This is a genomic window from Allobosea sp. TAF32 (assembly GCF_052113585.1).
In the GTDB taxonomy this organism is placed as follows: domain Bacteria; phylum Pseudomonadota; class Alphaproteobacteria; order Rhizobiales; family Beijerinckiaceae; genus Allobosea.
In genome coordinates this window covers 279,876-302,283 of the sequence record NZ_JBFRDM010000009.1, presented here as the reverse complement: position 1 = coordinate 302,283, position 22,408 = coordinate 279,876, and the positions used below count along the sequence as shown (strand labels likewise).

The following is a 22,408-nucleotide window of genomic DNA, read 5'->3' as shown; positions in this document are numbered from 1 at the left end:
AGTCCGGTGGTTGCGCAAATCCACGAAGGGGCGTGCTGGATCAAGGGAGGCGAGATCATGGCTGCGGTGGCGTGGGCGCTAGAGAATTTCCCGATAGCAACATGGCTGGGCAACAGGGGCTCCCCTCCCCGGATCGGAATTTCGCAGCTTCGGATGCGTCCGCCAAACGGCGCGATCTGAAGCCAGCCTCCCGTCACGCTCCAATGCGCCGGAGCATGAGCTCGTCCCATCGGCTTTTCGGGTCGGCTTCATCCTCCCGCAACATCGCGCAAGCGCTTCTTTCAGTCCGAGGACACATGTCCGACGCGTCTGCAAGCCGCAGGAACCCTGGGTTCCGCACCAGGGTCACCGCCGACGCCGCCCTATTGAGGGGCAGCAGGCTTCTCATGGCGATCCCGGGATGGCGGGCGTTGCTCTGGGTCGTCGTCTTCAGCGTAGCGATCAATCTGCTCCTGCTGATCCTGCCCTTCTATTCGATCCAGGTCTTCGACCGGGTGATCACGAGCGGCAATATCGACACGCTCGTCGGGCTGACTGGCCTCGCCGTCGTGGCGCTCGGCTTCAGCGCCTGCTTCGACATCCTGCGCAATCGCCTGCTCGGGCGCTTCGCCGTCAGCTTCGAGCGATTGCTCGCGCCGCTCGTGCTCAAGGCGGCGATCACGGACTCGACGAAGCGGAACGAGGCCGGCACTCACGACATGGTCCGGGTGCGCGAACTCCGGAACATCCTGTCGAGCGGGACCGCCTCGACCTTGATCGACGCGCCTTTCCTGCCGGCCTTCGTCGCCGTGCTTTACCTGATCCACCCGTGGTACGGCACGATTGCGTTGATGGGCTCCCTGCTCCTGCTCCTGCTGGCGTTCGTGAGCGGGCGTGTGGCGCGTGCCGAGCTGGCGGAGGCGTCCGGGACGGCCCTGCGCGCGCAACGCGCCCTGGACGGCATCGTCGGCCATGCCAGCCTCGTCCGGGCGATGGGGTGGACGCATGGAGCGATCCGCGAATTCCTCCGGCTCAACGACGCGGCGCTGGCGCCCGTGGTCAAGGCGAATGAGCGGGTGGCCCTGATCGCCTCGCTCGCGCGCGCGGTCCGGATCATGCTCCAGGTCGCGGCGATCGGGACCGGCGCCTGGCTGGTGCTGCAGAACGAAGTGCTCAGCGGCAGCATGATGGCCAGCTCGATCCTCATCAGCCGCACTTTGGCGCCGATGGAGCAGCTCGTCGCCGGGCTGCGCACGCTGACCTCGGCGCGCGATGCCTGGGTTCACGTGCGCGCCGCCGCCGCCTCCGCCCTGATTTGCCAGGGCCGGACCCTCCTCCCGCCTCCCCTCGGCGCGCTCGACATCAACGCTGTCGCGTTTCGCAATCCGAATGCGAGGCGATCGGCCCTGGCGGGCATCAGCTTCCGTTGTCCCCCGGCCAGCGTCATCGTCGTCATCGGCCCGACAGGTGCGGGCAAATCGACATTGCTGCGAATGATCGCGGCGCTCGAAAAGCCGACGACGGGCACGATTCGGCTGGACGGCGCCTCGCTCGAGCACTGGGACCCGGATCAACTCGGCCGCTATGTCGGCTACCTTCCCCAGGATGTCGAATTATTGGGTGGCACCGTCGCCGAGGCGATCGCCGGCTTCGATGAAACTGCGACCGATGCCGACGTGATCGGGGCCGCCAGGCAAGCCAACGCGCATCAGATGATCCTGGCGCTACCGAACGGCTACGAGACCGATATCGGCCGGGATGGCAGCAAGCTCTCCGGCGGGCAGCGCCAGCGCATCGGGCTTGCCCGCGCGCTCTTCGGCAAGCGCAGGCTGATCCTGCTCGATGAGCCCAACTCCAATCTCGACCCGGAGGGCGAGGAGGCGCTGTGCGCAGCGATCCGGGAGGCGAAAGCGCGGGGAACCACGCTGGTCATCGTCACGCATCGCCCGCGCCTCTTCACTGTGGCGGACCTCATTCTCTTCCTGCGGGACGGCGTCCAGGTGGCGTTTGGTCCTCCCTGCGAAGTGCTCCCGCAGACCATGGCAGGCGCGACGCCGATGCGTCATTCACGCCCTGCCCCGAATGAGAAGGCCAGGTCCGACATCATCGACAGGAGGCGCTGATGCCTGCCGTCGCCCCCCCCTCCCCGTCGCGCGGGCTCAGCGTCGTGCAGGACGGCCGGCCCGCCGCACTCATCCGGGCCGTCGGCCCCGACCTGGCCCAGCTAACGGATCTTCCACGGTCGGAGACCACCTCCCTCGTGCGCTGGGGGGCCGTGCTCCTGATCCTTCTCTTCGGCATCTTCGGCACCTGGGCTGCAGCCGTGCCGCTCGCGAGCGCGGTCATCGCACCTGGCGTGGTGAAGGTGTTGTCGCAGCACCGCGCGGTGCAGCATCTCGAAGGCGGGATCGTCAAAGCCATTCTCGTCCGCGAAGGCGAGCAGGCCGAACGCGGCCAGCTCCTCGCTCGGCTCGACACGACGCAGATCGAGGCCAATATCGGGGTTCTCGAAACCAAGCTCTTCGCCGATCTTGCGATGGAGGCTCGTCTTGAGGCGGAACAGGCAGGCGCAGCCGAGGTTTCGTTCCCCGACGAACTGCAAACCAACACGACGAACAGGGAGGCGCGGTCGGCAATGGCGACGCAGCTTTCCGAATTCGCGGCTAGGGCCACCTCGCTCCAAGGGGAGCGCAAGCTCATCGATCAGCAGATATTGCAGCTGGAGGAAGCAATCCGAGGGCTTCAGAGCGGCTCTGGCGGCCTGGTGCGGCAGCTCGCCTACCTCCAGGAGGAAATCAAGGATACAGACTTTCTGCTGGCTAAGGGACTGGCTCGGCGACCGAAGGTTCTTGCGCTCAAACGAGCCGAAGCCGATGTCGAAGCCCAGATTGCGACAAATGCATCGTCGGTAGCCCAATCAAGAGGCAAGATCGCCGAGCTGGAGGACAGGCGTCGACAAACCGTCTACGCTTGGCTCGAGGACATCGCCAAGCAGAGCCACGCCGCGCGCGAACGGATCGCCGATGCGCGCCACCGCATAGCGGCGGCACGCGACATGCTGGTTCGGAGCGAGATCCGCGCACCGGAAGCAGGTATCGTCGTCGGCCTCAACACGCGGAGCCTGAACGCGGTCCTCAATCCGCGTGAAACCCTGCTCGACATCGTTCCGATGCAGGATCGTTTGATCGTCGAGGGCGAGGTAAAGCCGAGCGATCGCAACGAGGTAAGGGTCGGGCAGCCCGCGCGCGTGCGGGTTCTCGCGCTCAACTCGAGACGCACGCCCCTGTTCGCCGGGGCCGTCACGATGGTCACGGCCGATGCGCTCATCGACCCGAGATCAGGCAGGTCGTTCTACAAGGCCGAGGTTGACCTCCAGCAAGCGCCGGAGCTCACTCCTTATTTCGCCTCGCTTCAGCCGGGCATGCCCGTCGAGATCTTCATTGAGACCGGGCGCAGGACTTTCGCGGAATACCTGCTGCAGCCGTTGATGCTACGCGTGCAGCGCGCCTTCAAGGAGAGTTGAACAACACGGCGGGGGATCAATGCGACGGAGGAGGCCTCGATGTTGCGGGACGATTCCATCATGCCGACGCCGCCTGGCAGAGCCGCGACGCTTCTCGCCCTGGAAGCTTTCGGACGGGCGATGCTCGGGTTGCTCGAATGCAAGCGATGCTTTGTCCTGACACTGGCCCCGCCGAACGGCTTTGCGGCAGCCGCCGTTCGTGTCGGCTTTGACAGTGACGTGCAGCCCTCGGCGGATGCGATCACGCATCTGGTGCATCGGCCGGACTGGCAGAGCGCCGGGCTGTTCGCGGTCGAAGCGACCGATACGCTCATAGCGGAATTGCTCGGGCGGGAGGCGGGCGAGGCCGGATACGCGCTTGCAGGGCGCCTGCCTGCGAGCGACGGAAATGATCTGGTTTTCCTGGCAGGCTGGCGGCCGCATTCCCTCTCGGCCGCGGAGATGGTCTGCATCTCGCGCGCCGCGAGCGTGATCTGGGCGACGACCCAGGGTTTCACGCAACGTCGACACGAAAACCTGAGTCTGGACACCCTGCTGCAGGAGCTGGCCTTTCCGGCCTTCGCCGTCGACCACCAGCTACGCCTCCTCGAAACCAATGATGCAGGCCGGCAGATGCTTCAGGCGAAGAACCCGGTTCGCCTCGACCATGGCGCCCTCGCCGGCCCCAACTCCCTCGTCAACAACCTCCTGCGCCACGCGCTGCGCGACACGATGGCATCCCGCTCAGGGCGAGGCTGGACGAACACGATCATTCCCCTGTCGACAGACCATCGCGCCTTTGCCTTCGCTTGGATCGGCGCGGCGCCGACCGAGCGGCACATGGACCGGCTGCTCGTCGTCATCCCGCAGATCGATCCGGCAGCGGGGGCCAAGCGGATTGCGACGGCCTTCGGCCTGCCCTGGGCCGAGGAAAGAATCGTGATGCGCATCCTGGGCGGGGAGCCGCCATGGAAGATCGGCCAGACGCTCGATCTCACGGAAGCGACCGTCAGGACCTATATCAAACGCATCATGCTCAAGCTCGGCATCAATCGGCAGATCGAGTTTTTCCTGCTCTATATTTTGACGTTGTCACCCTTCGTCGAGGGATGTCGCGATCAGCTCTTTCCCGAAGAGATACATCCTCCCAATTCATGCAGCGGGCAGCCCCTGTTTCGGCATGAGGAGGCTTGATGTGACGGGCGGCGGCCATCGTCTTTGCATGGCCGCGGCCGTCGCCGTTCTCGTTGTCCCGGCGGCCCTTGCCGGGGAGGCGCCGATCTTCGCCCTGCCGGTCGCCTGCGAGCCCGGCCGCAACTGCTTCATCCAAAACTATGTCGACGCCGACCCCACATCCTCGGCGCGGGATTTTCAGTGCGGCACCCTCTCCTATGACGGCCATAACGGGACGGATTTCCGCCTGCCGACCATGGCTGCCCAGCGCGCCGGGGTCGAGGTTCTGGCTGCCGCCGCCGGCCGCATCGTCCGGCGACGCGACGGCATCGCCGATATGTCCGTTCGCGACAGCGGCGCGGCGGCCGTGAAGGGCACCGAATGCGGCAATGCCGTCGTGATCGAGCATTCGGCCGGCTGGCAGACCCAATACTGCCACATGGCTCGCGGCAGCCTGCGCGTCGAGGTCGGCGACCGGGTCGAAGCGCGTCAGGCGATCGGGCAGATCGGCCTGTCCGGCCTGACCGAATATCCGCATCTTCATTTCATCGTCCGCTATCGCGGCGAGATCGCAGACCCCTTCGCCTACGAGGCGCCGCCTCATTCATGCGGCGGCGGTCGCATGCTTTGGGAGCCCGCATCGGCGCCCCTGCTCGCCTACAGGCCGCGATGGGTGTTGAATGCAGGCTTTGCTGCCGCCTCGGTGACGATGGCGACGCTGGAGGCTGGCGAATCCGAGCCGCCCCCGGGCATCGAAGCCCCCGCGCTCGTCGCCTATGTCCGCGGCATCGGCCTCAAGATCGGCGACGTGCAATCGATCGTCGTGAGCAATCCGTCCGGCCAGGTGATCGCCAGGCATGAAGCCTCGCCGCTCGAGCGAAATCAGGCGCAGACGCTGATCTTCGCGGGTCTGCGGAAACCACCGGCCGGGTGGGCAAGCGGCACCTATCGCGCGCGATACGCGGTGCTCAACGACAAGAACGAGGTTCTCGAACGAAGCTTCGATATCGAGCTTCAACAGAACCGGCCGCACCCGTAAGCCGAGCCTGGTCCCCAGGCTTTCGGATTTGCCGCGTCCCTCCACGATGGTTTCAGCCGGCGCCGCGGCGCCGATAGGCGAAATAGCGCTCCTCGGGTATCTCGGCCGGAAGCGGCACGGCCTCGAAGGCGGGATCGTCGAGCGGCCAGCCGCTGACGATCAGCCCGTCGGGCTGCACCAATGCCGCCACTTGTCCTGGCAGCCATGCGAAGGCCACCCGGTCGCGCATGGGCACGCCCGTCGTGACATCGACATGGATCAAAATCGCCGCGGCGCCATGCCGGGCGGCGAAGGCCGGCAATGTCTGCTCCATCTCCCCGATGATGAGGAGGTGCTGCGGGGGCATCGATTGGGGATTCGGGCTGGGCGAGCGCTCGAAGACATGGATGTCGCGGCCGGGCAATCTCGCGCGCAAATGGTCGTATGTCCGGCCATTGCCGAGGCCGAGCTCAAGGATCAGGCCGTCCTTGCCCGCGGCGAAATCGGCTGCCCAGTTCAGCACGCTGCGCTGGGCCTTCAGACGGCGGATGAAACTGTCGAGCCGGCTCATGATCTTCGCCTGCCAATCTCTGCTCGATGCCGCAAGTCGAGATTGCGGAACCGGTACGCATCTCGGCCACGCGCTTGCCAAACGGATTGTCCCGATGGCCTAATCCGCAAGACGGTCCGCATTGTCGGACACGCAGCGAAGGCCGGCAAGAGCCTCGCCCTGGGAGAGAGCCGATGATCACGAAGCGATACTTCATCGCGGCGACCGCCGCCGCATCCGTACTGGCCATGCATGCTCCGGCGTGGGCGGAAGCCTGGCCGGCGCGGCCGATCACCTTCATCGTGCCCTTCCCTGCCGGCGGCGGTACGGACGCGTTTGCGCGGCCGCTCGCCGCGCAGCTCGATCAGCAATTGGGCCAGCGCATCATCATCGAAAACCGCGGCGGCGCCGGCGGGACAGTCGGGGCCTCCGCGGCGTCGAAGGCAAAGCCGGACGGGTATACCTTCTTCGTCGGGGCCGCCCACCACGCCATCGCGCCCGCGCTGTATCCAAAGCTCGATTACAGCATCGAGACCGATTTCATCCCGATCGCCGTCGTTGCCCAGCCGCCGCAGGTCATCGTCGTCCATCCCGGCAAGGTCCAGGCGAAGACCGTGGCCGAGCTGGTCGATTTCGCCAAGAAGAACCCGGAAAAGCTCAACTATGCCTCGGCCGGCAACGGCACGACGCATCATCTCGCCGGCGAACTGTTCCAGCTCTCGACAGGGACAAAGCTGACCCATGTGCCCTATCGCGGCGCCGGCCCAGCTTTGCAGGATACCGTCGCCGGGCAGGTCGACATCCTGTTCGACGGGCTCGGTTCCTCGGCAGCCCAGATCCAGAGCGGCGCCTTGCGGGCTCTGGCCGTTGCCTCGCCGACGCGCTCGGAGGCTGTGCCCGATGTTCCGACGGCCAAGGAGGCGGGCCTCGACGGCTACGAGGTCTCGACCTGGTATGCGCTCTGGGCTCCCAAGGGAACGCCGCCCGAGATCGTCGCGCGGATGCGGACGGAGGTCGATAAAGCGCTGAAGTCCCCGGCCATCGATGCGGCCTGGAAGAAGAACGGCTCCCCGATCCCAAGCCTGAGCGGCGACGCCTTCGGGCGCTTCGTTACGGCGGAGGTCGAGCGCTGGGGCAAGGTGGTGAAGGACGCTCAGGTCAAGCTTGAGTGAGGCCGCCTCAGTGAAGCCTGAAGTTCAGGACGCGCTATCGGCATCGCCGTCGATGACGCTGCGGGCCGTCGCGTAGCCGAAGCCGAGCCGCGCCAGGGCGGCGAGATCCTTCTGCCGGCAGGCGGCCCGCTCGTCCGGCCTGCGCCAGGGGCCGAGCCGGCGGCGCTTCGCGGCAATGTGGGCGGCGGCGATTTCGTCGTCGGCATGGGTGTTCGCGAATTCGCCCGCAAGATCGCGCTCTATCCCCTTGGCGGTCAGCTTGACCATAACGTTGCGGCTCGACTGCCCCTTGCGCCTCAGCGTCGCCGCCCGCGCCTCGGCGAAGCGGCGATCGTCGATCAATCCGCTGGACAGGCAGCGGGCGATCACATCGTCCAGTGCGGCGGCGTGATGCGCGGGATCGTCGCCGTGATGCCGACAGCTCACGGCGATCTTGCGCGCCAGCACGCGGCGCAGTTGAGCGGCTGGGGCCGAGTAGCGCTCAAGATAGTGCATCGCCGCACGCTGGAGATAGTCGGCGGTGATGCGCCGCGGGGCGCGGGCAGGGCGAGCCCCCTGCCCCGGCTGGCGTGCGCTGTCGGACATGCTAGTCGGCCGCAGGCTTCGATCGGCCGGCCTTGACGCCGGAGCGGCGATCCTTCGAGGCGAGCCGGCGCTCCTTCGACGCCTTGGTCGGCTTCGTCGCGCGTCGAACGGTGGGGCGGACCGCGGCGGCGCGGATCATCTCCAGCAGCCGCTCGACGGCCTCTTCGCGATTGCGCTTCTGGCTGCGATGCGTCTGGGCGACGATGACGATGACGCCATCCTGCGTCAGCTTGCTGCCGGCGAGCTTCATCAGGCGGATGGCGACCTCGTTCGGCAGCGACAGCGAACGGCGCACGTCGAAGCGGATCTGCACAGCGCTCGAGACCTTGTTGACGTGCTGGCCGCCGGGCCCCGAGGCGCGCACGAAGCTCTCCTCGATCTCGCTCTCGTCGATGGCGATGGACGGGGTGACTTGAATCATGGGAGGAAGCTAGATCACGTCGCATTCGGATTGAAACATCCGAATGCGAAAAACGTGATCGATTCTGAAAGTTTAGAGCATTGCTTCAGCGAAAAACCGGTTCCCACTTTTTCGCGCAGCAATGCTTGACCGCAGATCATGGGGACAGACAGCGTTGAAGCCCTCTCGCGACATCGAACGGCTGATCGAGATCATGGCGGCGCTGCGTGCGCCCGGAACCGGATGTCCCTGGGATCTGGAGCAAGATTTCGCATCGATCGCTCCCTACACCGTCGAAGAGGCCTATGAGGTTGCCGATGCGATCGCGCGCGGCGACAAGCTCGACCTCAAGGACGAACTGGGCGACCTCCTGTTGCAGGTGGTTTTTCATGCCCGTATGGCCGAGGAGGAAGGGTCCTTCGCCTTCCCGGATGTGGTGGAAGCGATCACCAGCAAGCTGATCCGCCGGCATCCGCATGTTTTCGGCGATGCGCGGGATCTCTCGCCGGCCGAAGTGAAAGTGCTGTGGCACCGCATCAAGGCCGAGGAGAAGGCGGCCAAGGCCGCGGCGCGCGAAGCAGCCGGCCTGCCGCCGCTGCAGGAGGACAGAAGCGTCCTCGCCGGCGTGCCGCACAACCTGCCCGCCCTCACCCGCGCCTGGAAGCTGCAGGCCCGCGCCTCGACCGTCGGCTTCGACTGGAACAACGCCCGGCTCGTGCTCGACAAGATCCGCGAGGAGACCGGGGAGATCGACGAGGCGCTCGCTGGCGGCGACAAGGCCGCCATCCAGGAGGAGATCGGCGATCTGCTCTTCGTGATCGCCAATCTCGCCCGACATGTCGATGCCGATCCGGAGGCGTGCCTCAACGCCGCGAATGCGAAATTCGAGCGACGCTTCAAGGGTATCGAGACAAAACTTGAAGCGGAAGGCCGAACCGCAAAGGAGGCGAGCCTCGACGAGATGGAAGCGCTCTGGCAGGCGGTGAAGAAGGCCGAGAAGGCGATCTGATCACGATAGTCGCCGCCAGGAGCAGACGAGCTCCGGGGCCGGATCACGCGGGCTTTCGTAGGGGTGCAGCTAACCCCGGCCGGAGCGAAGCACCGAGCCGGTATCCATGGCTGAACCGTGCTCGGAAACGCGCTGGCATAGATCCCGGGTCAAGCGCGAGATGACCGCGGCTCCGTGAACAACCAGCAGAATCCGATCATATCCGAGCAATAAACGGCACCTGACGTCGCCGGCCGTCACCCCTGACGTTCGGCCTGCGGGAATCGGGCCGTGAAGGCCCCTTCCCGCTCCGGCGGCAGGCGGACGACGAGCTTAAGCCTGCCGTCCTCGGCGTCCGCGCGCTCCAGGATTTCGCCGTTGGCGTGGAGCCAGGCCAGCGACTTGCCATCGCCGGGCGCGAGTTCGAGCGCGTAGACTGGGCGGCTCAAGGCGATCCGGGTCTCGATGGCGCGGGTCAGGCGATCGATGCCCTCGCCGGTCAGCGCCGAGACGAGAACCGGCCGCGTTTCGGCGGGACGCAGCGACGCGACGCCGAGCTGGCGTTCGCGCTCGGCCGCATCGAGCAGATCCGCCTTGTTCCAGACTTCGACGACGCGCTGGCCGTCATCCGGGTTGATGCCGAGATCGCGCAGGATCGCCTGGACATCCGCGGCCTGCGCCTGCGTGTCCTCATGCGAGACGTCGCGGACATGCAGCAGGACATCGGCCTCGATCGCATCCTCCAGCGTGGCACGGAACGCGGCAATGAGCTGCGTCGGCAGGTCGGAGATGAAGCCGACGGTGTCGGAGAGCATGATCCGGGCGCCATGCGGCAGCTTGATCGCCCGGGCGGTCGGATCGAGCGTCGCGAAGAGCATGTCCTGCGCCAGCACCTCGGCCGAAGTCAGCCGGTTGAACAGCGTCGATTTGCCGGCGTTGGTGTAACCAACCAGCGCAACGATCGGATAAGGCACGCGTTTCCGGCTCGCGCGGTGCAAAGAACGGGTTCGCTTCACGCTCTCCAGATCGCGCTCGATCTTGGTCATGCGCTCCTGGATGATGCGCCGGTCGGCCTCGATCTGCGTCTCGCCGGGGCCGCCGAGGAAGCCGAAGCCGCCGCGCTGACGTTCAAGGTGGGTCCAGGACCGCACCAGCCGACTCTTCTGGTAGTTGAGATGCGCAAGCTCGACCTGGAGCGCGCCTTCCTTGGTGCGCGCCCGCCGGCCGAAGATCTCGAGGATCAGGCCCGTGCGATCGATGACCTTGCAGCCGAAGGCCTTTTCGACGTTGCGTTGCTGAACCGGCGACAGCGCGCAGTCCATCACGACGAGGCCGATTTCCTCGATCTTGATGCGCTCCGCGAGCTCCTCGACCTTGCCTTTGCCGAGATAGGTCGCGGGCCGCAATGCGGTCAACAGCACCTGGACCGGCTCGACGACGGTCAGGTCGATCGCAGCCGCGAGGCCGACGGCCTCGTCCAGCCGCGCCGCGAAGGAACGCTGGTTGGCGTCGACGGAAACGCCGCGCTTCTGCAGATAGGGTCCCACGACGAAGGCGCGCGTATTCGCCGCGATGTCGCGTTCGATCTCGTCGAGCGGCTTCGCGCCTGTGACCCGCGTGGCCGCCCGATCCTTGTCGTCCTTGTGGCTTGTCGCCAACTCAGTTCTTGTCCGTTTCCTCGGGCTCGAACAGCTGCACCGGGTGGCCGGGCATGATGGTCGAGATCGCATGCTTGTAGACGAGCTGCGAATGGCCGTCGCGGCGCAGCAGCACGCAGAAATTGTCGAACCAGGTGACGACGCCCTGCAGCTTCACGCCGTTGACAAGGAAAATCGTCAGCGGAATCTTCTGCTTGCGAACGTGATTGAGGAAAGTGTCCTGGAGGTTCTGAGCCCGCTCTGCGGCCATGGGTAGTCCCTGTTGTTGGGATCGACGATCGGTTTACGCCCGCGATCCAGTTCGTTCCGTTCGGGTCGGCGGCGCATTCCGCCAGCCTCGGAACACCGACGCTCCATTAGATCGTCGAGTTCGTCTTCAACGCAAGTGCAGCAATGCCGCGTTTTTTCGCAGGTGCATCTGCGTGGCGTGCAGATGCACCCTACGAAAGGCTAGCCGACACCGAGTGACTTGAGCTTCCGGTGCAGGGCGGAGCGCTCCATGCCGATGAATTCGGCGGTACGCGAGATGTTGCCCGAGAAGCGCGCTATTTGTGCGATCAGATACTCGCGCTCGAAGATTTCGCGCGCATCGCGCAGCGCCAGGCTCATCAGCCGCTCGCCGCCCGAGCCCGATGGCGTTGTCGGCACCATCGCGCCGACCTCGGCCGGCAGCATCTCGATCGTCACCTCCGCTGTCGGATCGCCCTTGGTCAGGATCATCAGCCGCTCGACATTGTTGCGCAGCTCGCGGACATTGCCCGGCCACTCATGCGACTGCAGAACGGCCATCGCATCGGAGCCGATCCGCCGCTTGGGCAGGCCACTCGCCACCGAGATCTGGTCCATGAAGAACTCGATCAGCTCCGGCACGTCCTCGCGCCGTTCGGAGAGCGCGGGAACGCGGATCGGCACGACGCTGAGGCGGTGATAGAGGTCCTCGCGGAAATGCCCCTCGGCGATCAGCTGCGCGAGATCGCGGCTCGACGAGGAGATGATGCGGACGTCGACATGGACCCGCGTCGCGCCGCCGACGCGCTGGAAGTTCTGGTCGACCAGCACGCGCAGGATGCGGTTCTGCGTCTCGCGCGGCATGTCGCCGATCTCGTCGATGTAGAGCGAGCCGCCATGCGCCTCCTCAAGCGCGCCGACGCGACGCGAGCGCCCGTCCCCGCCCTCGACGCCGAAGAGCTCCTCTTCCATCGTCTCGGGCGTGATCGTCGCCGCATTGATGACGACGAAGGGGCTGTGCGAGCGGGTGGACGCCTCGTGCAGCGTCCGCGCCGCGAGCTCCTTGCCGCAGCCCGGCTCGCCCGTGATCAGGACGCGCGCATTGGTCGGCGCGACCCGCTCAATGGTCTGGCGGAGCTGGTTGACGACGGTCGTGCGGCCGACGATGCGGTTGGCCTGGACCGAACGGGTCTTGAGCTCCCGCACCTCGCGGCGCAGCCGCGACGCTTCCAGCGCACGCTCGGCGACGAGGACGAGCCGGTCCGCCTTGAACGGCTTCTCGATGAAGTCGTAGGCACCGCTCTTGATCGCGGACACCGCCGTCTCGATGTTGCCGTGGCCGGAGATCATCACCACCGCGAGATCCGGGTGACTCTCCTTGATCAGCTCGAGGACCTGCAAGCCGTCGAGGCGGCTGCCTTGCAGCCAGATGTCGAGGAAGACGAGGTTCGGCCGCCGCGCCGCGATCGCGGCCAGCGCCTCGTCGGCGGAGCCCGCCTTGCGGGTCCGGTAGCCTTCGTCCTCGAGAAGGCCGGCGACCAGATCGCGGATATCGACTTCGTCGTCCACCACCAGGATGTCAGCGCTCATCAACCTATCCCATTCTGCGAATCATGAGTGACCGGGCCGGAACCCGGCCGGGCGGCATCATCGCCGCCATTGGCCTCGGAAGGGCCGGTTTCAGGGAACCAGAGGCGGATGCGGGCGCCTCTGGCACCGCTGGAGGCGTCCGGGCGGTCGAGCAGCTCGATGCCGCCGCCATGGTCCTCCAGGATCTTGCCGACGATGGCGAGGCCGAGACCGGTGCCCCCTTCGCGCGTCGTCATATAGGGCTCCAGCAGCTTTTGGCGCTGGTCGGCCGGCAGCCCCTTGCCGTTGTCGATGATCTCGATGACGACGCGCCCGTCGTCGCGCCGCTCCAGGCGGACGTCGATGCGACCCTGGCCGCGCTCGTCGGCCGGAACCGCCTCGACCGCTTCCGTCGCGTTCTTGATGACATTGGTCAGAGCCTGGGAAATCAGGCGGCGGTCGAAGCGGGCAAAGACGGCTTCCGCCGGCAGGCTTTCCTCGATCGTCGTCTCCGGGTTGCCGACCCGCCAGAGGAAGACAGTCTGACGAACCGTTTCGACGATATCCTCGCGCGCCAGCGACGGCTTCGGCATGCGAGCGAAGGAGGAGAACTCGTCGACCATGCGCCGGATATCCTCGACCTGCCGCACGATCGTGTCGGTGCATTGGTCGAAGACATCCTTGCCTTCGATGATGACGCGGCCGAAACGGCGCTTGATCCGCTCGGCCGAAAGCTGGATCGGCGTCAGCGGATTCTTGATCTCGTGAGCGATGCGCCGGGCGACATCGGCCCAGGCGGCGGTGCGCTGGGCGGAGACGAGATCGGTGATGTCGTCCAGCGTCACCACGAGACCGGCGCTGAGCCCCTCGCCTTCGCGCACGGCGCGAATATTGACCATGCGGTCCTGCCCGGCGCGTGTCAGCGTCGCCTGCCCCGAGATCTGCCGCTGCCGGCCCTGCAGCGCGTCGGCGACCAGGCCCGCGACCTCGGGGGCGATCTCGGCGATCGGCCTGCCCAGCAGGCGGCCGCCGGTACCCAGGAGCGCCTCGGCCGAGCGATTGATCGTCGTGATGTGGCCATCGCCATCGAGGCTCAGCACGCCCGACGAGACGCCCGAGAGCACGGTCTCGGTGAAGCGCCGTCGCCTGTCGATGACCTCGCTCGCCGTTACCAGGCTGTCGCGCTGGCGGCGCAGCTCCGCCGTCATCTTGTTGAAGGTCTCTCCGAGATGGGCCAGGTCACCTTCCGATCTTCGGATCGGCACCTGGACGTAGAAGTTGCCGCTGGAGACCTGATCGGTGGCATGAATCATCCGCCTGATCGGAGCGACCAGGCCGTTGGCGAAGCTGAGGCCAAGCCAGATCGCCGAGAGCAGCAGGATCAGCGCGATCAGACCGTACATCGAAGCGAAGGCGACCTGGACGCCTTTGCGGCGAGCATCGATCGACAGATATTCAACAGCCGCGCCACGCGCGACCGCCGGGAACTCGACCGCCAGCGGGTCGACCTCCCGCGCGATGTGCAGGAAGCTGTTGCCGTAGGCGGGCAGTTTCACCACCGCCCCGAAGACCCGGCCGGTGCGCGGGATGACGCAGATCGGCTCCGGTGCCGACTGGGCGTCGTCGAAAGCGGCCTGATCAGGCTTGGGAGCGTCCTTCAACACGTCGATATTGGCGCGCACCAGAACCTTGTCCGGCGGTTGCATGATCGCGGCGACGGGGACGCCGAGCGCTGTCGCGCGCGAGGTTAGGAAGTTCTCGAACCATTTGCGGTCGGCGTCATAGGCAGGTTTGGCGCGCGTGAGATCGTCTGCGAGCACACGGATTTCGCGGCCCAGCGAGCGGCACTGGCTCGCCGCATAGGCATCCGCCACCTCGACCGATTTGAAGATCGCATCCCGCATCCGGTCCGAGAACCAGGGCTCCAGGCCCCGCTCGATGGTGACGGTTGCGATCACCGCGACGAGAACGGCCGGCAGCGCTGCCACGATGCTGAAAAGGCCGACGATCCGCACATGCAGCCCGGCCGCCGCAGCTCCCGCCTTGCGGGCGCGGATCAGCACGGCCGCCTCGATGGCGACGACGACGAGCAGAGCCAGAATCAGAAGCGCATTGAGAACGAAGACGCCGATCACGACCTCATGCACCGGGGCGATCGGCGTCGCGCCCGACAGGACGAGGAAGGTGAGCAGCGCCGAGACCAGCGCCAGAAAGACGATGATCCCGCCGATCCAGCCGGAGACGCGGCGGGATTTCTCCTCGCCGCGCGGCATCATTCTGGCTTCAGTTGCGGAAGCGGACACGTGTTTTGACAACTCCGATGCAGCACCGCCGAAGCATGGCGCCGCCTAACGGCGCCACTGATGCGCCGCCGCAACGGTGTTGTCAAAATATGACATAGACAAGGCGAGCTCGCGCGCCCTCAACGCGGCGAGCGGACAACCTGCATGTCCAGCTCGCGGATCTTCTTGCGCAGCGTGTTGCGATTGAGGCCGAGCAACTCGGCGGCACGGATCTGGTTGCCGCGCGTGGCCGCCAGCGCGGCAGCTATCAGCGGCGGCTCGATCTCGCGCAGAATGCGGTGATAGAGGCCCGGCGGGGGAATGTTGTCGCCGAACCCCCCAAAATACTGGCTGAGATGGCGCTCGACCGAGCCGGACAGCGTCTCCGCGCGTTCCGGGGCGGCCGAGCTGCCGGAATAGCCCGGCCCCGCCGCAGCAGGCTGCAATTCGGCCTCGATGATGGGGGCGGTGATCGTCTCCTGTGGATAAAGCGCCGCCAGCCTGCGCACCAGATTCTCGAGCTCGCGGACATTGCCGGGCCACCGGTAGCGACGCATCACGTCCATCGCTTCCGAATCGACCTGCTTGCGCGGCAACCCCTCCTTCTCGACCAGCGAGAAGAAGTGGCGCACGAGATCGGGGATGTCCTCGACGCGCTCGCGCAGGGGCGGCAGCCGGATCGGCACGACGTTCAGCCGGAAGAACAGGTCCTCGCGGAAGAGGCCCTGCGCGATCGAGATCCGCAGATCCTTGTTGGTCGCGGCGATGATCCGGACATTGGTCTTGATCGGGGTGCGCCCGCCGACGGTCGTATATTCGCCCTGCTGGAGCACGCGCAGGAGGCGGGTCTGCGCCTCCATCGGCATGTCGCCGATCTCGTCGAGGAAGAGCGTGCCGCCTTCCGCCTGCTCGAAACGGCCGGAGGAGCGGGTCAGGGCCCCGGTGAAGGCGCCCTTCTCATGACCGAACAATTCGGATTCGATCAGATCTTTCGGGATCGCCGCCATGTTGATGGCGACGAAGGGGCCGTTCTTGCGCTTGCCGTAGTCGTGCAGGGCGCGCGCCACGAGCTCCTTGCCGGTGCCCGACTCGCCGTTGATCATCACGGTCAGGTCGATCGGCATCAGGCGGGCCAGCGCGCGATAGACGTCCTGCATCGCGGGAGAGCGGCCGATGAGCGGGATGTCCTCCGGCTCGGCGGCGTGGCTGCGTGCGGCCTCGCCGCGGGGGCGCGACATGGCGCGGCCGACGATGGCGACGAGCTCCTTCAGGTCGAAGGGCTTGGGCAGATATTCGTAGGCACCGCGCTCGGACGCCTTGATCGCCGTCATGAAGGTGTTCTGCGCGCTCATCACGATGATCGGCAGCTCGGGCCGCACGCGCTTGATGCGCGGCAGCAGGTCGAAGGCATTCCCGTCCGGCATCACGACGTCGGTGATGATCAGGTCGCCGAGGCCCTGGGCGGCCCAGGTCCACAACGTCGCGGCCTGGCCGGTGGTACGGACCTCGTAGCCGGCCCGGGCGAGCGCCTGATTGAGGACGGTGCGGATCGCGGCGTCGTCGTCGGCAACGAGGATATGACCGGTCGGCATGTGTTCGCTTAGGCCTTGCGTTGACTGCCCTGACCAAGCTGGTGCAGCGGCAGAAGGATCCTGAATTGCGTGCGGCGGGGAACGGACTCGCATTCGACGATTCCGCCGTGATCGCCGATCACCTTGGCGACAAGTGCAAGTCCAAGGCCACTTCCCTGTGCCTTGGTGGTGACGAAGGGATCGAACAGGTGCTGAACGAGGTCATGCGGCACGCCCGGGCCGTTGTCGCGGATGACGATTTCGAGCGGCAGCGCGATCCGCTCGGACGACCCGGGAACCTGCATACGGATGCCCGGGCGATAGGCCGTCGTCAGCGTGACCTCGCCGTCTATCGCATGTTCGCCAATGGCTTCGGCGGCGTTCTTGACCAGATTCAGCAGGACCTGGACGAGCTGGTCGCGATTGCCCGCGACGGGCGGCAGGGAGGGATCGTAGACTTCGGAGAAGCGGATGTGGCGGGCGAAGCCCGACTGCGCCAGCCGTTTCACATGATCGAGCACGTCATGGACATTGACGGCGTCGCGCTCGCTCGGCCGTTCGTCACCGAACAGCTCGACGCGCTCGACCAGCTTCACGATCCGGTCCGTCTCGTCGCAGATGAGCTGGGTCAGCATGCGATCCGCATCCGAGATCGAACCTTCCAGCAATTGCGCCGCCCCGCGGATGCCGGAGAGCGGGTTCTTGATCTCGTGGGCGAGCATGGCACCGAGTGCGGTGATCGACCGAGCTGCCCCTCGATGCGTCAATTGTCTGTCCATTTTTTCAGCAATTGTCCGTTCCTGCAGCATCAGGACGACGGCGTCGCCCTGGCTGGGCAAGGGAGAGGCAAAAACATCGACGGTGCGATCACTGCCGAGGCGCGGCGAGCCGAAGTCGAGGCGGTATTCGCTGACGCTCGCGCCGCGGCGCTGCACCTCCTCGATCAACCCGAGGACCGGGGAGCCGAAGGCGACGAGATCGTCGATGCGCTGGCGCTTGAGCATGGAGGCGCTCGACTGGAAGAAATCTTCCGCCGCCGTATTCGCGTAGATGACCACATGCCCTTCGCCGATGACCAGGACAGGCATCGGCAGGACGTTCAGCGTCTGTATTTCGATAGCGTCGAGCAGATAGGTACGCTCGCTCGCGAGCCCCTTGTCGGCAAATAGCGCCGTCATCGGCCCTTCCTTTCCGTCTCAGGCCGCTTCGCGGCTTCGTTCGGTCGAAAACAGCCCCGCAAGCGCCGTCAGCACCTGGCGAGGCTCTTCCGACGTGAGCAGTGTCCGACGCAGTTCGGGATTCGGCTCGCAGCCCTCCGCCACAGCCTCATCGGCATAGGCGGCGAGGTGCTTGCGGGCGTGGCGCACGCCATGGGCTGCTCCCATCAAGGCCAGCAGGCCTTCATAATGCTCCCGCGCGACGCCGAGCTTTTCGGCCAGCGTCAACGGCGCCAGCTTGCGACCGTCGAGCGCGGCACCGATCTCGCCGACCAGCCAGGGCCGCCCGAGAGCCGCCCGTCCAATCATGACGAAATCGGCTCCCGACTCGGAGAGACAGGCTTCGGCATCGGCGACATCGTGAATGTCGCCGTTCGCCACCAGCGGAAAATCTCCGGCCGCCCGCACTGCGGCGATAGCGCGCCAGTCTGCCTTGCCCTTGTAGAATTGCTGGCGGGTCCGGCCATGCACGGTGATCATCCGCGCTCCTGCGGCGACTGCGCGGCGCGCGAGCTCCGGGGCGTTGCGGGAGGCGTCGTCCCAGCCCAGTCGCATCTTGACCGTCACCGGCACGGCGGTGGCGGCGACCGCCGCCTCGACCAATGCCACGGCGTGATCGAGATCGCGCATCAGCGCGGAGCCGGCCCAGCCGCCGGTCACTTTCTTCGCGGGGCAGCCCATATTGATGTCGACGATGGCTGCGCCATTGGCCTCGGCCAGCCGCGCGGCCTCGCCCATCCAATAAGGATCGCAGCCGGCGAGCTGGACGACATGGGGCGAGACGCCCTCGCCTTCCGCGCGGATGCGCGCTTCCTCGCTGCCGCGGACAAATTCGTCCGAGGCCACCATTTCCGAAACGACGATCCCGGCATGGCGCCGCGCCGCGAGCCGGCGCATGACGATATCGGTCACGCCGGACATCGGTGCAAGAAAGGCCCGGGTTTCGATGGATATTCCTGCGATGTTCAAACGGCCAAGCCTGCTTTTAAGGCAACTCTCGATATGCATATTTATTGGACAATGCTGCGGGAGCGCAAGAGCTTAGAGGTTGATGCTGCATTGCAGCAGAGTCACCCCCTGCCCAGCGCCGCCGGAATTGGCTATGGCTGCCGCATGAACAGCCATTCCGCGGAACCCCTGTCGTCTTCCGACCATGCCGATACCGGCGCTCCGGTGGCCGCGCTGCTCGTCGCTGCCGGACGTGGCTTGCGCGCGGGCGCAGGCGAGCCGAAGCAGTACCGGCTGGTCGATGGCGTGCCGGTCCTCGCACGCGCGCTCGCGCCCTTCCTGGTGGAGTCCGCCATCGGCCGTGTGGTGGTCGTCATCGGCGAGGACGATGAAGCCCGCTACGCCAATGCCGTCGCCGGGATTGACGACGACCGCCTCGCGGCTCCGACGCCGGGCGGCGCGACCCGGCAGGATTCGGTGCGACGCGGATTGCTCGCGCTTGCACGCGAGGGTTTCGACGGTATCGTTTTGGTCCATGACGCCGCCCGCCCCTTCGTCTCGCAGGCGCTGATCGGCGCGGCGATCGGCGCGCTCGGCGACGGCGGATTGGCAGCGATCCCCGCCCTGCCGGTCACGGACACGGTCAAGCGCATCGATGCCGCCGGCCATGTCGCGGAGACTCCGCCGCGCGACCAGCTCGTCACCGTCCAGACCCCGCAGGCTTTCCGCTTCAAACCGCTCCTGGCGGCGCATGAAGCTGCGGCAGCGGTGGCGCTGCACGGCTTCACCGACGATGCGGCCTTGATGGAATGGGCCGGCCACCCCGTCGCGACCTTCAAGGGCGAGATCGCCAACATCAAACTGACCCGTGCCGAGGATTTCCGCCGCATGGATGCACGCGCCGGGCAGACGCTCGTGACGCGAGTCGGCACCGGCTATGACGTCCACGCCTTCGGTCCGGGCGATCATGTCTGGCTCGGTGGCGTCAGGATCGCGCATGAACGCGGCGTCGTAGCCCATTCGGATGGCGACGTGGCGCTCCATGCCTTGACGGATGCCCTGCTCGGTGCGCTGGCCGATGGCGATATCGGCACGCATTTTCCGCCGAGCGACCCGCAATGGCGCGGCGCGGCGTCCGCACAGTTCCTGGCTTTCGCCGCCGAACGGGTGCGGCTGCGCGGCGGGCGCATCGACCATCTCGATCTGACGATCGTTTGCGAGGCGCCGAAGGTCGGGCCGCATCGCGAGGCCATCCGCGCCGCGATCGCAGCGGCCGCCAGCATTCCCGTCGAGAAGGTCGCAATCAAGGCGACGACCTCCGAGCGCATGGGCTTCACGGGCCGGCGCGAGGGGCTCGTCGCGCTGGGAACGGCGACGATCCGGTTGCCCGAAGCGGAGTAGCGCGATGTTCGATGCCGAAGTCACGACACTGTCCGAGACCGTTTTGGCCCTGTGCCGCGAGGCCGGTCTCAAGGTCGCCACCGTCGAATCCTGCACGGGCGGCCTTGTCGCGGGAGCGCTCACGGCGATTGCCGGCTCCTCCGACGTCGTGAACGGCGGTCTGGTGACATATTCCAACGCAGCCAAGACAGCGCTTGCCGATGTGGCGACCGATCTGCTCGCGGCCCATGGCGCGGTCAGCGAGCCGGTCGCCTGCGCCATGGCCGAAGGCGGGCGCGCCAGGCTGTCGGCGGATCTGGCTGTGGCGATCACCGGCGTCGCAGGTCCCGGCGGAGGAACCGAGCGCAAGCCGGTCGGCCTCGTGCATTTTGCCTGCGCGACGGCCACCGGAACCGTCCACCGCGAAATGCGCTTCGGAAACCTGTCGCGCGACGAGATCCGGCGGCTATCCGTGATCGTCGCGCTCGAACTGCTGCGGGACGCTGCGCGCTGAGCTGTCTCGGCGGGACAGGCGGCGCCAGATCGCCGGAAGGTATCAATCGCTGGCCGAGCGTCAGCCAAGCGCCGCGATCAATTGCCTGTCACTGCCTTTGACGCGGCTCCGCCATAGACCGCATCCGCCCGGCGCGCGAAGGCCTCCGAGAATTTGTGGAAGGCCTTGTCGAACATCGCGCCCATCAGCAGGCCGAGCATGCGGCTGGCGAACTCATAGGTGATGAAGAAGCCGATTTCGCAGCCCGTATCGAGCGGCTTGAAGCTCCAGCGGTTCTCCAGATGGCGAAACGGACCGTCGACATATTCGACGAGGATCTTGAGGTTGGCAGGATCGAGCGTGACGCGGCTGGTGAAGGTCTCGTGGATCGCTTTGTAGCCCACGGTCATGTCGGCCAGAAGCACCTCGCCGCCGCCCTCCCGCGGCGTGCGTCGGCGCACCGTCAGCCCCTCGCAGAGCGGCAGGAACTGCGGATATTTCTCGATATCCGCAACAAGCGCGAACATCTGCTCGGGTGAGTGCTTCACCCGGCGGGTGCTGTTGAACATCGGCATGGTGGAAGCCGCTACTGGCCCTGCCGCGCCGCCCGGTTCGCACGCAGCCGCGCGAAATCCTCGCCGGCATGGTGCGAGGAGCGGGTCAGCGGCGTCGAGGACACCATCAGGAAGCCCTTGGCATAGGCGATGGTCTCGAAGCTCTTGAACTCGTCGGGGGTGACGAAGCGGATCACGGCGTGGTGCTTGCGCGACGGCGCGAGGTACTGGCCGATGGTCATGAAGTCGACATCGGCGGACCGCAGGTCGTCCATCAGTTGGAGAACCTCGTTCCGCTCCTCGCCGAGGCCGACCATGATGCCGGATTTGGTGAAGATCGAGGGGTCGAGCTCCTTCACCCGCTGCAGCAGCCGCAGCGAATGGAAGTAGCGCGCGCCGGGGCGCACCTTGAGATATCTGCCCGGAACCGTCTCGAGATTGTGGTTGAAGACATCGGGCCTGGCCGCGACCACCACCTCAAGCGCGCCCGGCTTGCGCAGGAAATCGGGCGTCAGGATCTCGATCGTGGTGCCGGGCGACGCTTTGCGGATCGCGCGGATGACGTTGGCGAAGTGCTCGGCGCCCCCGTCCTTGAGATCGTCGCGATCGACCGAGGTGATGACGACATGCTCGAGGCCGAGCTTGGCGACGGCATCGGCCACCTTGCGCGGCTCCTCCAGATCGAGCGGCTGCGGCACGCCGGTCTTGACGTTGCAGAAGGCACAGGCGCGCGTGCAGGTGTCGCCCATGATCATGAAGGTGGCGTGCTTCTTCTCCCAGCACTCGCCGATATTGGGGCAGCCGGCCTCCTCGCAGACCGTGACCAGCTTCTCGGCCTTCACGATCGCCTTGGTCTCGGCCCATTTGGGCGAGCCCGGAGCCTTGACGCGGATCCAGTCCGGCTTGCGCAGGACCGGGTTTTCGGGACGCTTCTGCTTCTCGGGATGGCGCACCTCGCCTGCGGGCTGGGCCGGCTGCGCCTTCGGATTGCCGGCATTGGGCCGCGGATCGCGGTTCAGCAGGTCGAGAACAAGCGCCATATCGAGGTCCGGGCTTCAAAAGCAGGAGCCGGCACTCCCGGCTCCCTCCTAGCTAATCCCCAAAGCGCGCTCCCGCAACTGCCGGGCCGCGCGCGGGGGGC

At 66.4% G+C, this 22,408-nt stretch carries 20 protein-coding genes; 8 read left to right on the top strand and 12 right to left on the bottom strand.

Going from position 1 to position 22,408, the window contains the following annotated elements; all coding sequences use genetic code 11:
• Positions 1-386: 386 nt before the first annotated feature.
• From AB4Z16_RS21295 to AB4Z16_RS21280, 4 genes are read left to right on the top strand one after another with little or no spacing between them, the layout of a single operon-like run.
• A complete protein-coding gene (locus tag AB4Z16_RS21295; protein WP_441513343.1) occupies positions 387-2,102 on the top strand; it encodes a type I secretion system permease/ATPase in 1,716 nt (571 codons plus the stop codon).
• Entirely contained in the window at positions 2,102-3,502 is a 1,401-nt protein-coding gene (locus tag AB4Z16_RS21290) for an HlyD family type I secretion periplasmic adaptor subunit (protein WP_441513342.1), read from the top strand. Before AB4Z16_RS21295 ends, AB4Z16_RS21290 begins: the two co-directional genes overlap by 1 nt.
• A gap of 39 nt (positions 3,503-3,541) precedes the next feature.
• Positions 3,542-4,675: a helix-turn-helix transcriptional regulator gene (locus tag AB4Z16_RS21285; protein WP_441513341.1), complete on the top strand. Its 1,134-nt coding sequence runs from the start codon at positions 3,542-3,544 to the stop codon at positions 4,673-4,675.
• A gap of 1 nt (position 4,676) precedes the next feature.
• Positions 4,677-5,693, top strand: coding sequence for a M23 family metallopeptidase (locus AB4Z16_RS21280; protein WP_441513340.1), 1,017 nt, complete (start codon positions 4,677-4,679; stop codon positions 5,691-5,693).
• 52 nt (positions 5,694-5,745) lie between these two features.
• Here AB4Z16_RS21280 and AB4Z16_RS21275 read toward each other — a convergent pair whose 3' ends face one another.
• Entirely contained in the window at positions 5,746-6,243 is a 498-nt protein-coding gene (locus AB4Z16_RS21275) for a class I SAM-dependent methyltransferase (RefSeq protein WP_441513339.1), read from the bottom strand.
• A gap of 173 nt (positions 6,244-6,416) precedes the next feature.
• Between AB4Z16_RS21275 and AB4Z16_RS21270 the strand changes: the two genes are divergently transcribed.
• Entirely contained in the window at positions 6,417-7,394 is a 978-nt protein-coding gene (locus AB4Z16_RS21270; protein WP_441513338.1) for a Bug family tripartite tricarboxylate transporter substrate binding protein, read from the top strand.
• 24 nt (positions 7,395-7,418) lie between these two features.
• Here AB4Z16_RS21270 and AB4Z16_RS21265 read toward each other — a convergent pair whose 3' ends face one another.
• Both AB4Z16_RS21265 and arfB read right to left on the bottom strand, forming a co-directional pair.
• Positions 7,419-7,979 carry a regulatory protein RecX gene (locus tag AB4Z16_RS21265; protein WP_441513337.1) on the bottom strand — a complete coding sequence of 187 codons (561 nt, stop codon included), beginning with the start codon at positions 7,977-7,979 and terminating at the stop codon, positions 7,419-7,421.
• A gap of 1 nt (position 7,980) precedes the next feature.
• Entirely contained in the window at positions 7,981-8,400 is a 420-nt protein-coding gene (gene arfB / locus AB4Z16_RS21260; protein ID WP_441513336.1) for an alternative ribosome rescue aminoacyl-tRNA hydrolase ArfB, read from the bottom strand.
• Between the two features lie 154 nt (positions 8,401-8,554).
• On the opposite strand from arfB, the gene mazG reads away from it, so the two are divergent.
• Entirely contained in the window at positions 8,555-9,388 is an 834-nt protein-coding gene (gene mazG / locus AB4Z16_RS21255; protein ID WP_441513335.1) for a nucleoside triphosphate pyrophosphohydrolase, read from the top strand.
• Positions 9,389-9,624: 236 nt separating this feature from the next.
• Here mazG and hflX read toward each other — a convergent pair whose 3' ends face one another.
• The 7 genes from hflX to dusB form a co-directional block, all read right to left on the bottom strand.
• Entirely contained in the window at positions 9,625-10,953 is a 1,329-nt protein-coding gene (gene hflX, locus AB4Z16_RS21250; RefSeq protein WP_441513517.1) for a GTPase HflX, read from the bottom strand.
• 73 nt (positions 10,954-11,026) lie between these two features.
• Positions 11,027-11,275 carry an RNA chaperone Hfq gene (gene hfq / locus AB4Z16_RS21245; RefSeq protein ID WP_038365847.1) on the bottom strand — a complete coding sequence of 83 codons (249 nt, stop codon included), beginning with the start codon at positions 11,273-11,275 and terminating at the stop codon, positions 11,027-11,029.
• Between the two features lie 200 nt (positions 11,276-11,475).
• Positions 11,476-12,843 carry a nitrogen assimilation response regulator NtrX gene (ntrX, locus tag AB4Z16_RS21240; protein ID WP_441513334.1) on the bottom strand — a complete coding sequence of 456 codons (1,368 nt, stop codon included), beginning with the start codon at positions 12,841-12,843 and terminating at the stop codon, positions 11,476-11,478.
• Positions 12,843-15,125 carry a sensor histidine kinase NtrY-like gene (locus tag AB4Z16_RS21235; RefSeq protein ID WP_441513333.1) on the bottom strand — a complete coding sequence of 761 codons (2,283 nt, stop codon included), beginning with the start codon at positions 15,123-15,125 and terminating at the stop codon, positions 12,843-12,845. Before AB4Z16_RS21235 ends, ntrX begins: the two co-directional genes overlap by 1 nt.
• 119 nt (positions 15,126-15,244) lie before the next feature.
• Positions 15,245-16,696 (bottom strand): nitrogen regulation protein NR(I), encoded by a 1,452-nt coding sequence (gene ntrC, locus AB4Z16_RS21230; RefSeq protein WP_441513332.1) that lies wholly within the window; start codon positions 16,694-16,696, stop codon positions 15,245-15,247.
• 8 nt (positions 16,697-16,704) lie between these two features.
• Entirely contained in the window at positions 16,705-17,763 is a 1,059-nt protein-coding gene (locus AB4Z16_RS21225; RefSeq protein ID WP_441513516.1) for a two-component system sensor histidine kinase NtrB, read from the bottom strand.
• A gap of 108 nt (positions 17,764-17,871) precedes the next feature.
• Positions 17,872-18,900: a tRNA dihydrouridine synthase DusB gene (dusB, locus tag AB4Z16_RS21220; RefSeq protein WP_441513331.1), complete on the bottom strand. Its 1,029-nt coding sequence runs from the start codon at positions 18,898-18,900 to the stop codon at positions 17,872-17,874.
• 105 nt (positions 18,901-19,005) lie between these two features.
• On the opposite strand from dusB, the gene AB4Z16_RS21215 reads away from it, so the two are divergent.
• Together AB4Z16_RS21215 and AB4Z16_RS21210 are read left to right on the top strand one after the other, a co-directional pair.
• Positions 19,006-20,241: a bifunctional 2-C-methyl-D-erythritol 4-phosphate cytidylyltransferase/2-C-methyl-D-erythritol 2,4-cyclodiphosphate synthase gene (locus AB4Z16_RS21215; protein WP_441513330.1), complete on the top strand. Its 1,236-nt coding sequence runs from the start codon at positions 19,006-19,008 to the stop codon at positions 20,239-20,241.
• 4 nt (positions 20,242-20,245) lie between these two features.
• A complete protein-coding gene (locus tag AB4Z16_RS21210; RefSeq protein WP_441513329.1) occupies positions 20,246-20,734 on the top strand; it encodes a CinA family protein in 489 nt (162 codons plus the stop codon).
• Positions 20,735-20,811: 77 nt separating this feature from the next.
• On the opposite strand, the gene AB4Z16_RS21205 is transcribed toward AB4Z16_RS21210, so the two are convergent.
• Both AB4Z16_RS21205 and lipA read right to left on the bottom strand, forming a co-directional pair.
• Complete coding sequence (locus AB4Z16_RS21205) at positions 20,812-21,288, bottom strand: type II toxin-antitoxin system RatA family toxin (RefSeq protein WP_441513328.1); 477 nt, start codon at positions 21,286-21,288, stop codon at positions 20,812-20,814.
• An 11-nt stretch (positions 21,289-21,299) separates the two neighbouring features.
• Complete coding sequence (gene lipA / locus AB4Z16_RS21200; RefSeq protein ID WP_441513327.1) at positions 21,300-22,307, bottom strand: lipoyl synthase; 1,008 nt, start codon at positions 22,305-22,307, stop codon at positions 21,300-21,302.
• Positions 22,308-22,408 lie beyond the last annotated feature (101 nt).

What these genes read in the sequence shown, in the direction of transcription:
- AB4Z16_RS21295 (WP_441513343.1), top strand. Translation starts at nt 387, where the DNA reads ATGGCGATCCCGGGATGGCGGGCGTTGCTCTGGGTCGTCGTCTTCAGC.
- AB4Z16_RS21290 (WP_441513342.1), top strand. Translation starts at nt 2,102, where the DNA reads ATGCCTGCCGTCGCCCCCCCCTCCCCGTCGCGCGGGCTCAGCGTCGTG.
- AB4Z16_RS21285 (WP_441513341.1), top strand. Translation starts at nt 3,542, where the DNA reads ATGTTGCGGGACGATTCCATCATGCCGACGCCGCCTGGCAGAGCCGCG.
- AB4Z16_RS21275 (WP_441513339.1), bottom strand. Translation starts at nt 6,243, where the DNA reads ATGAGCCGGCTCGACAGTTTCATCCGCCGTCTGAAGGCCCAGCGCAGC.
- AB4Z16_RS21270 (WP_441513338.1), top strand. Translation starts at nt 6,417, where the DNA reads ATGATCACGAAGCGATACTTCATCGCGGCGACCGCCGCCGCATCCGTA.
- AB4Z16_RS21265 (WP_441513337.1), bottom strand. Translation starts at nt 7,979, where the DNA reads ATGTCCGACAGCGCACGCCAGCCGGGGCAGGGGGCTCGCCCTGCCCGC.
- arfB (WP_441513336.1), bottom strand. Translation starts at nt 8,400, where the DNA reads ATGATTCAAGTCACCCCGTCCATCGCCATCGACGAGAGCGAGATCGAG.
- hfq (WP_038365847.1), bottom strand. Translation starts at nt 11,275, where the DNA reads ATGGCCGCAGAGCGGGCTCAGAACCTCCAGGACACTTTCCTCAATCAC.
- ntrX (WP_441513334.1), bottom strand. Translation starts at nt 12,843, where the DNA reads ATGAGCGCTGACATCCTGGTGGTGGACGACGAAGTCGATATCCGCGAT.
- ntrC (WP_441513332.1), bottom strand. Translation starts at nt 16,696, where the DNA reads ATGCCGACCGGTCATATCCTCGTTGCCGACGACGACGCCGCGATCCGC.
- AB4Z16_RS21225 (WP_441513516.1), bottom strand. Translation starts at nt 17,763, where the DNA reads ATGCCTGTCCTGGTCATCGGCGAAGGGCATGTGGTCATCTACGCGAAT.
- dusB (WP_441513331.1), bottom strand. Translation starts at nt 18,900, where the DNA reads ATGCATATCGAGAGTTGCCTTAAAAGCAGGCTTGGCCGTTTGAACATC.
- AB4Z16_RS21215 (WP_441513330.1), top strand. Translation starts at nt 19,006, where the DNA reads ATGAACAGCCATTCCGCGGAACCCCTGTCGTCTTCCGACCATGCCGAT.
- AB4Z16_RS21210 (WP_441513329.1), top strand. Translation starts at nt 20,246, where the DNA reads ATGTTCGATGCCGAAGTCACGACACTGTCCGAGACCGTTTTGGCCCTG.
- AB4Z16_RS21205 (WP_441513328.1), bottom strand. Translation starts at nt 21,288, where the DNA reads ATGCCGATGTTCAACAGCACCCGCCGGGTGAAGCACTCACCCGAGCAG.
- lipA (WP_441513327.1), bottom strand. Translation starts at nt 22,307, where the DNA reads ATGGCGCTTGTTCTCGACCTGCTGAACCGCGATCCGCGGCCCAATGCC.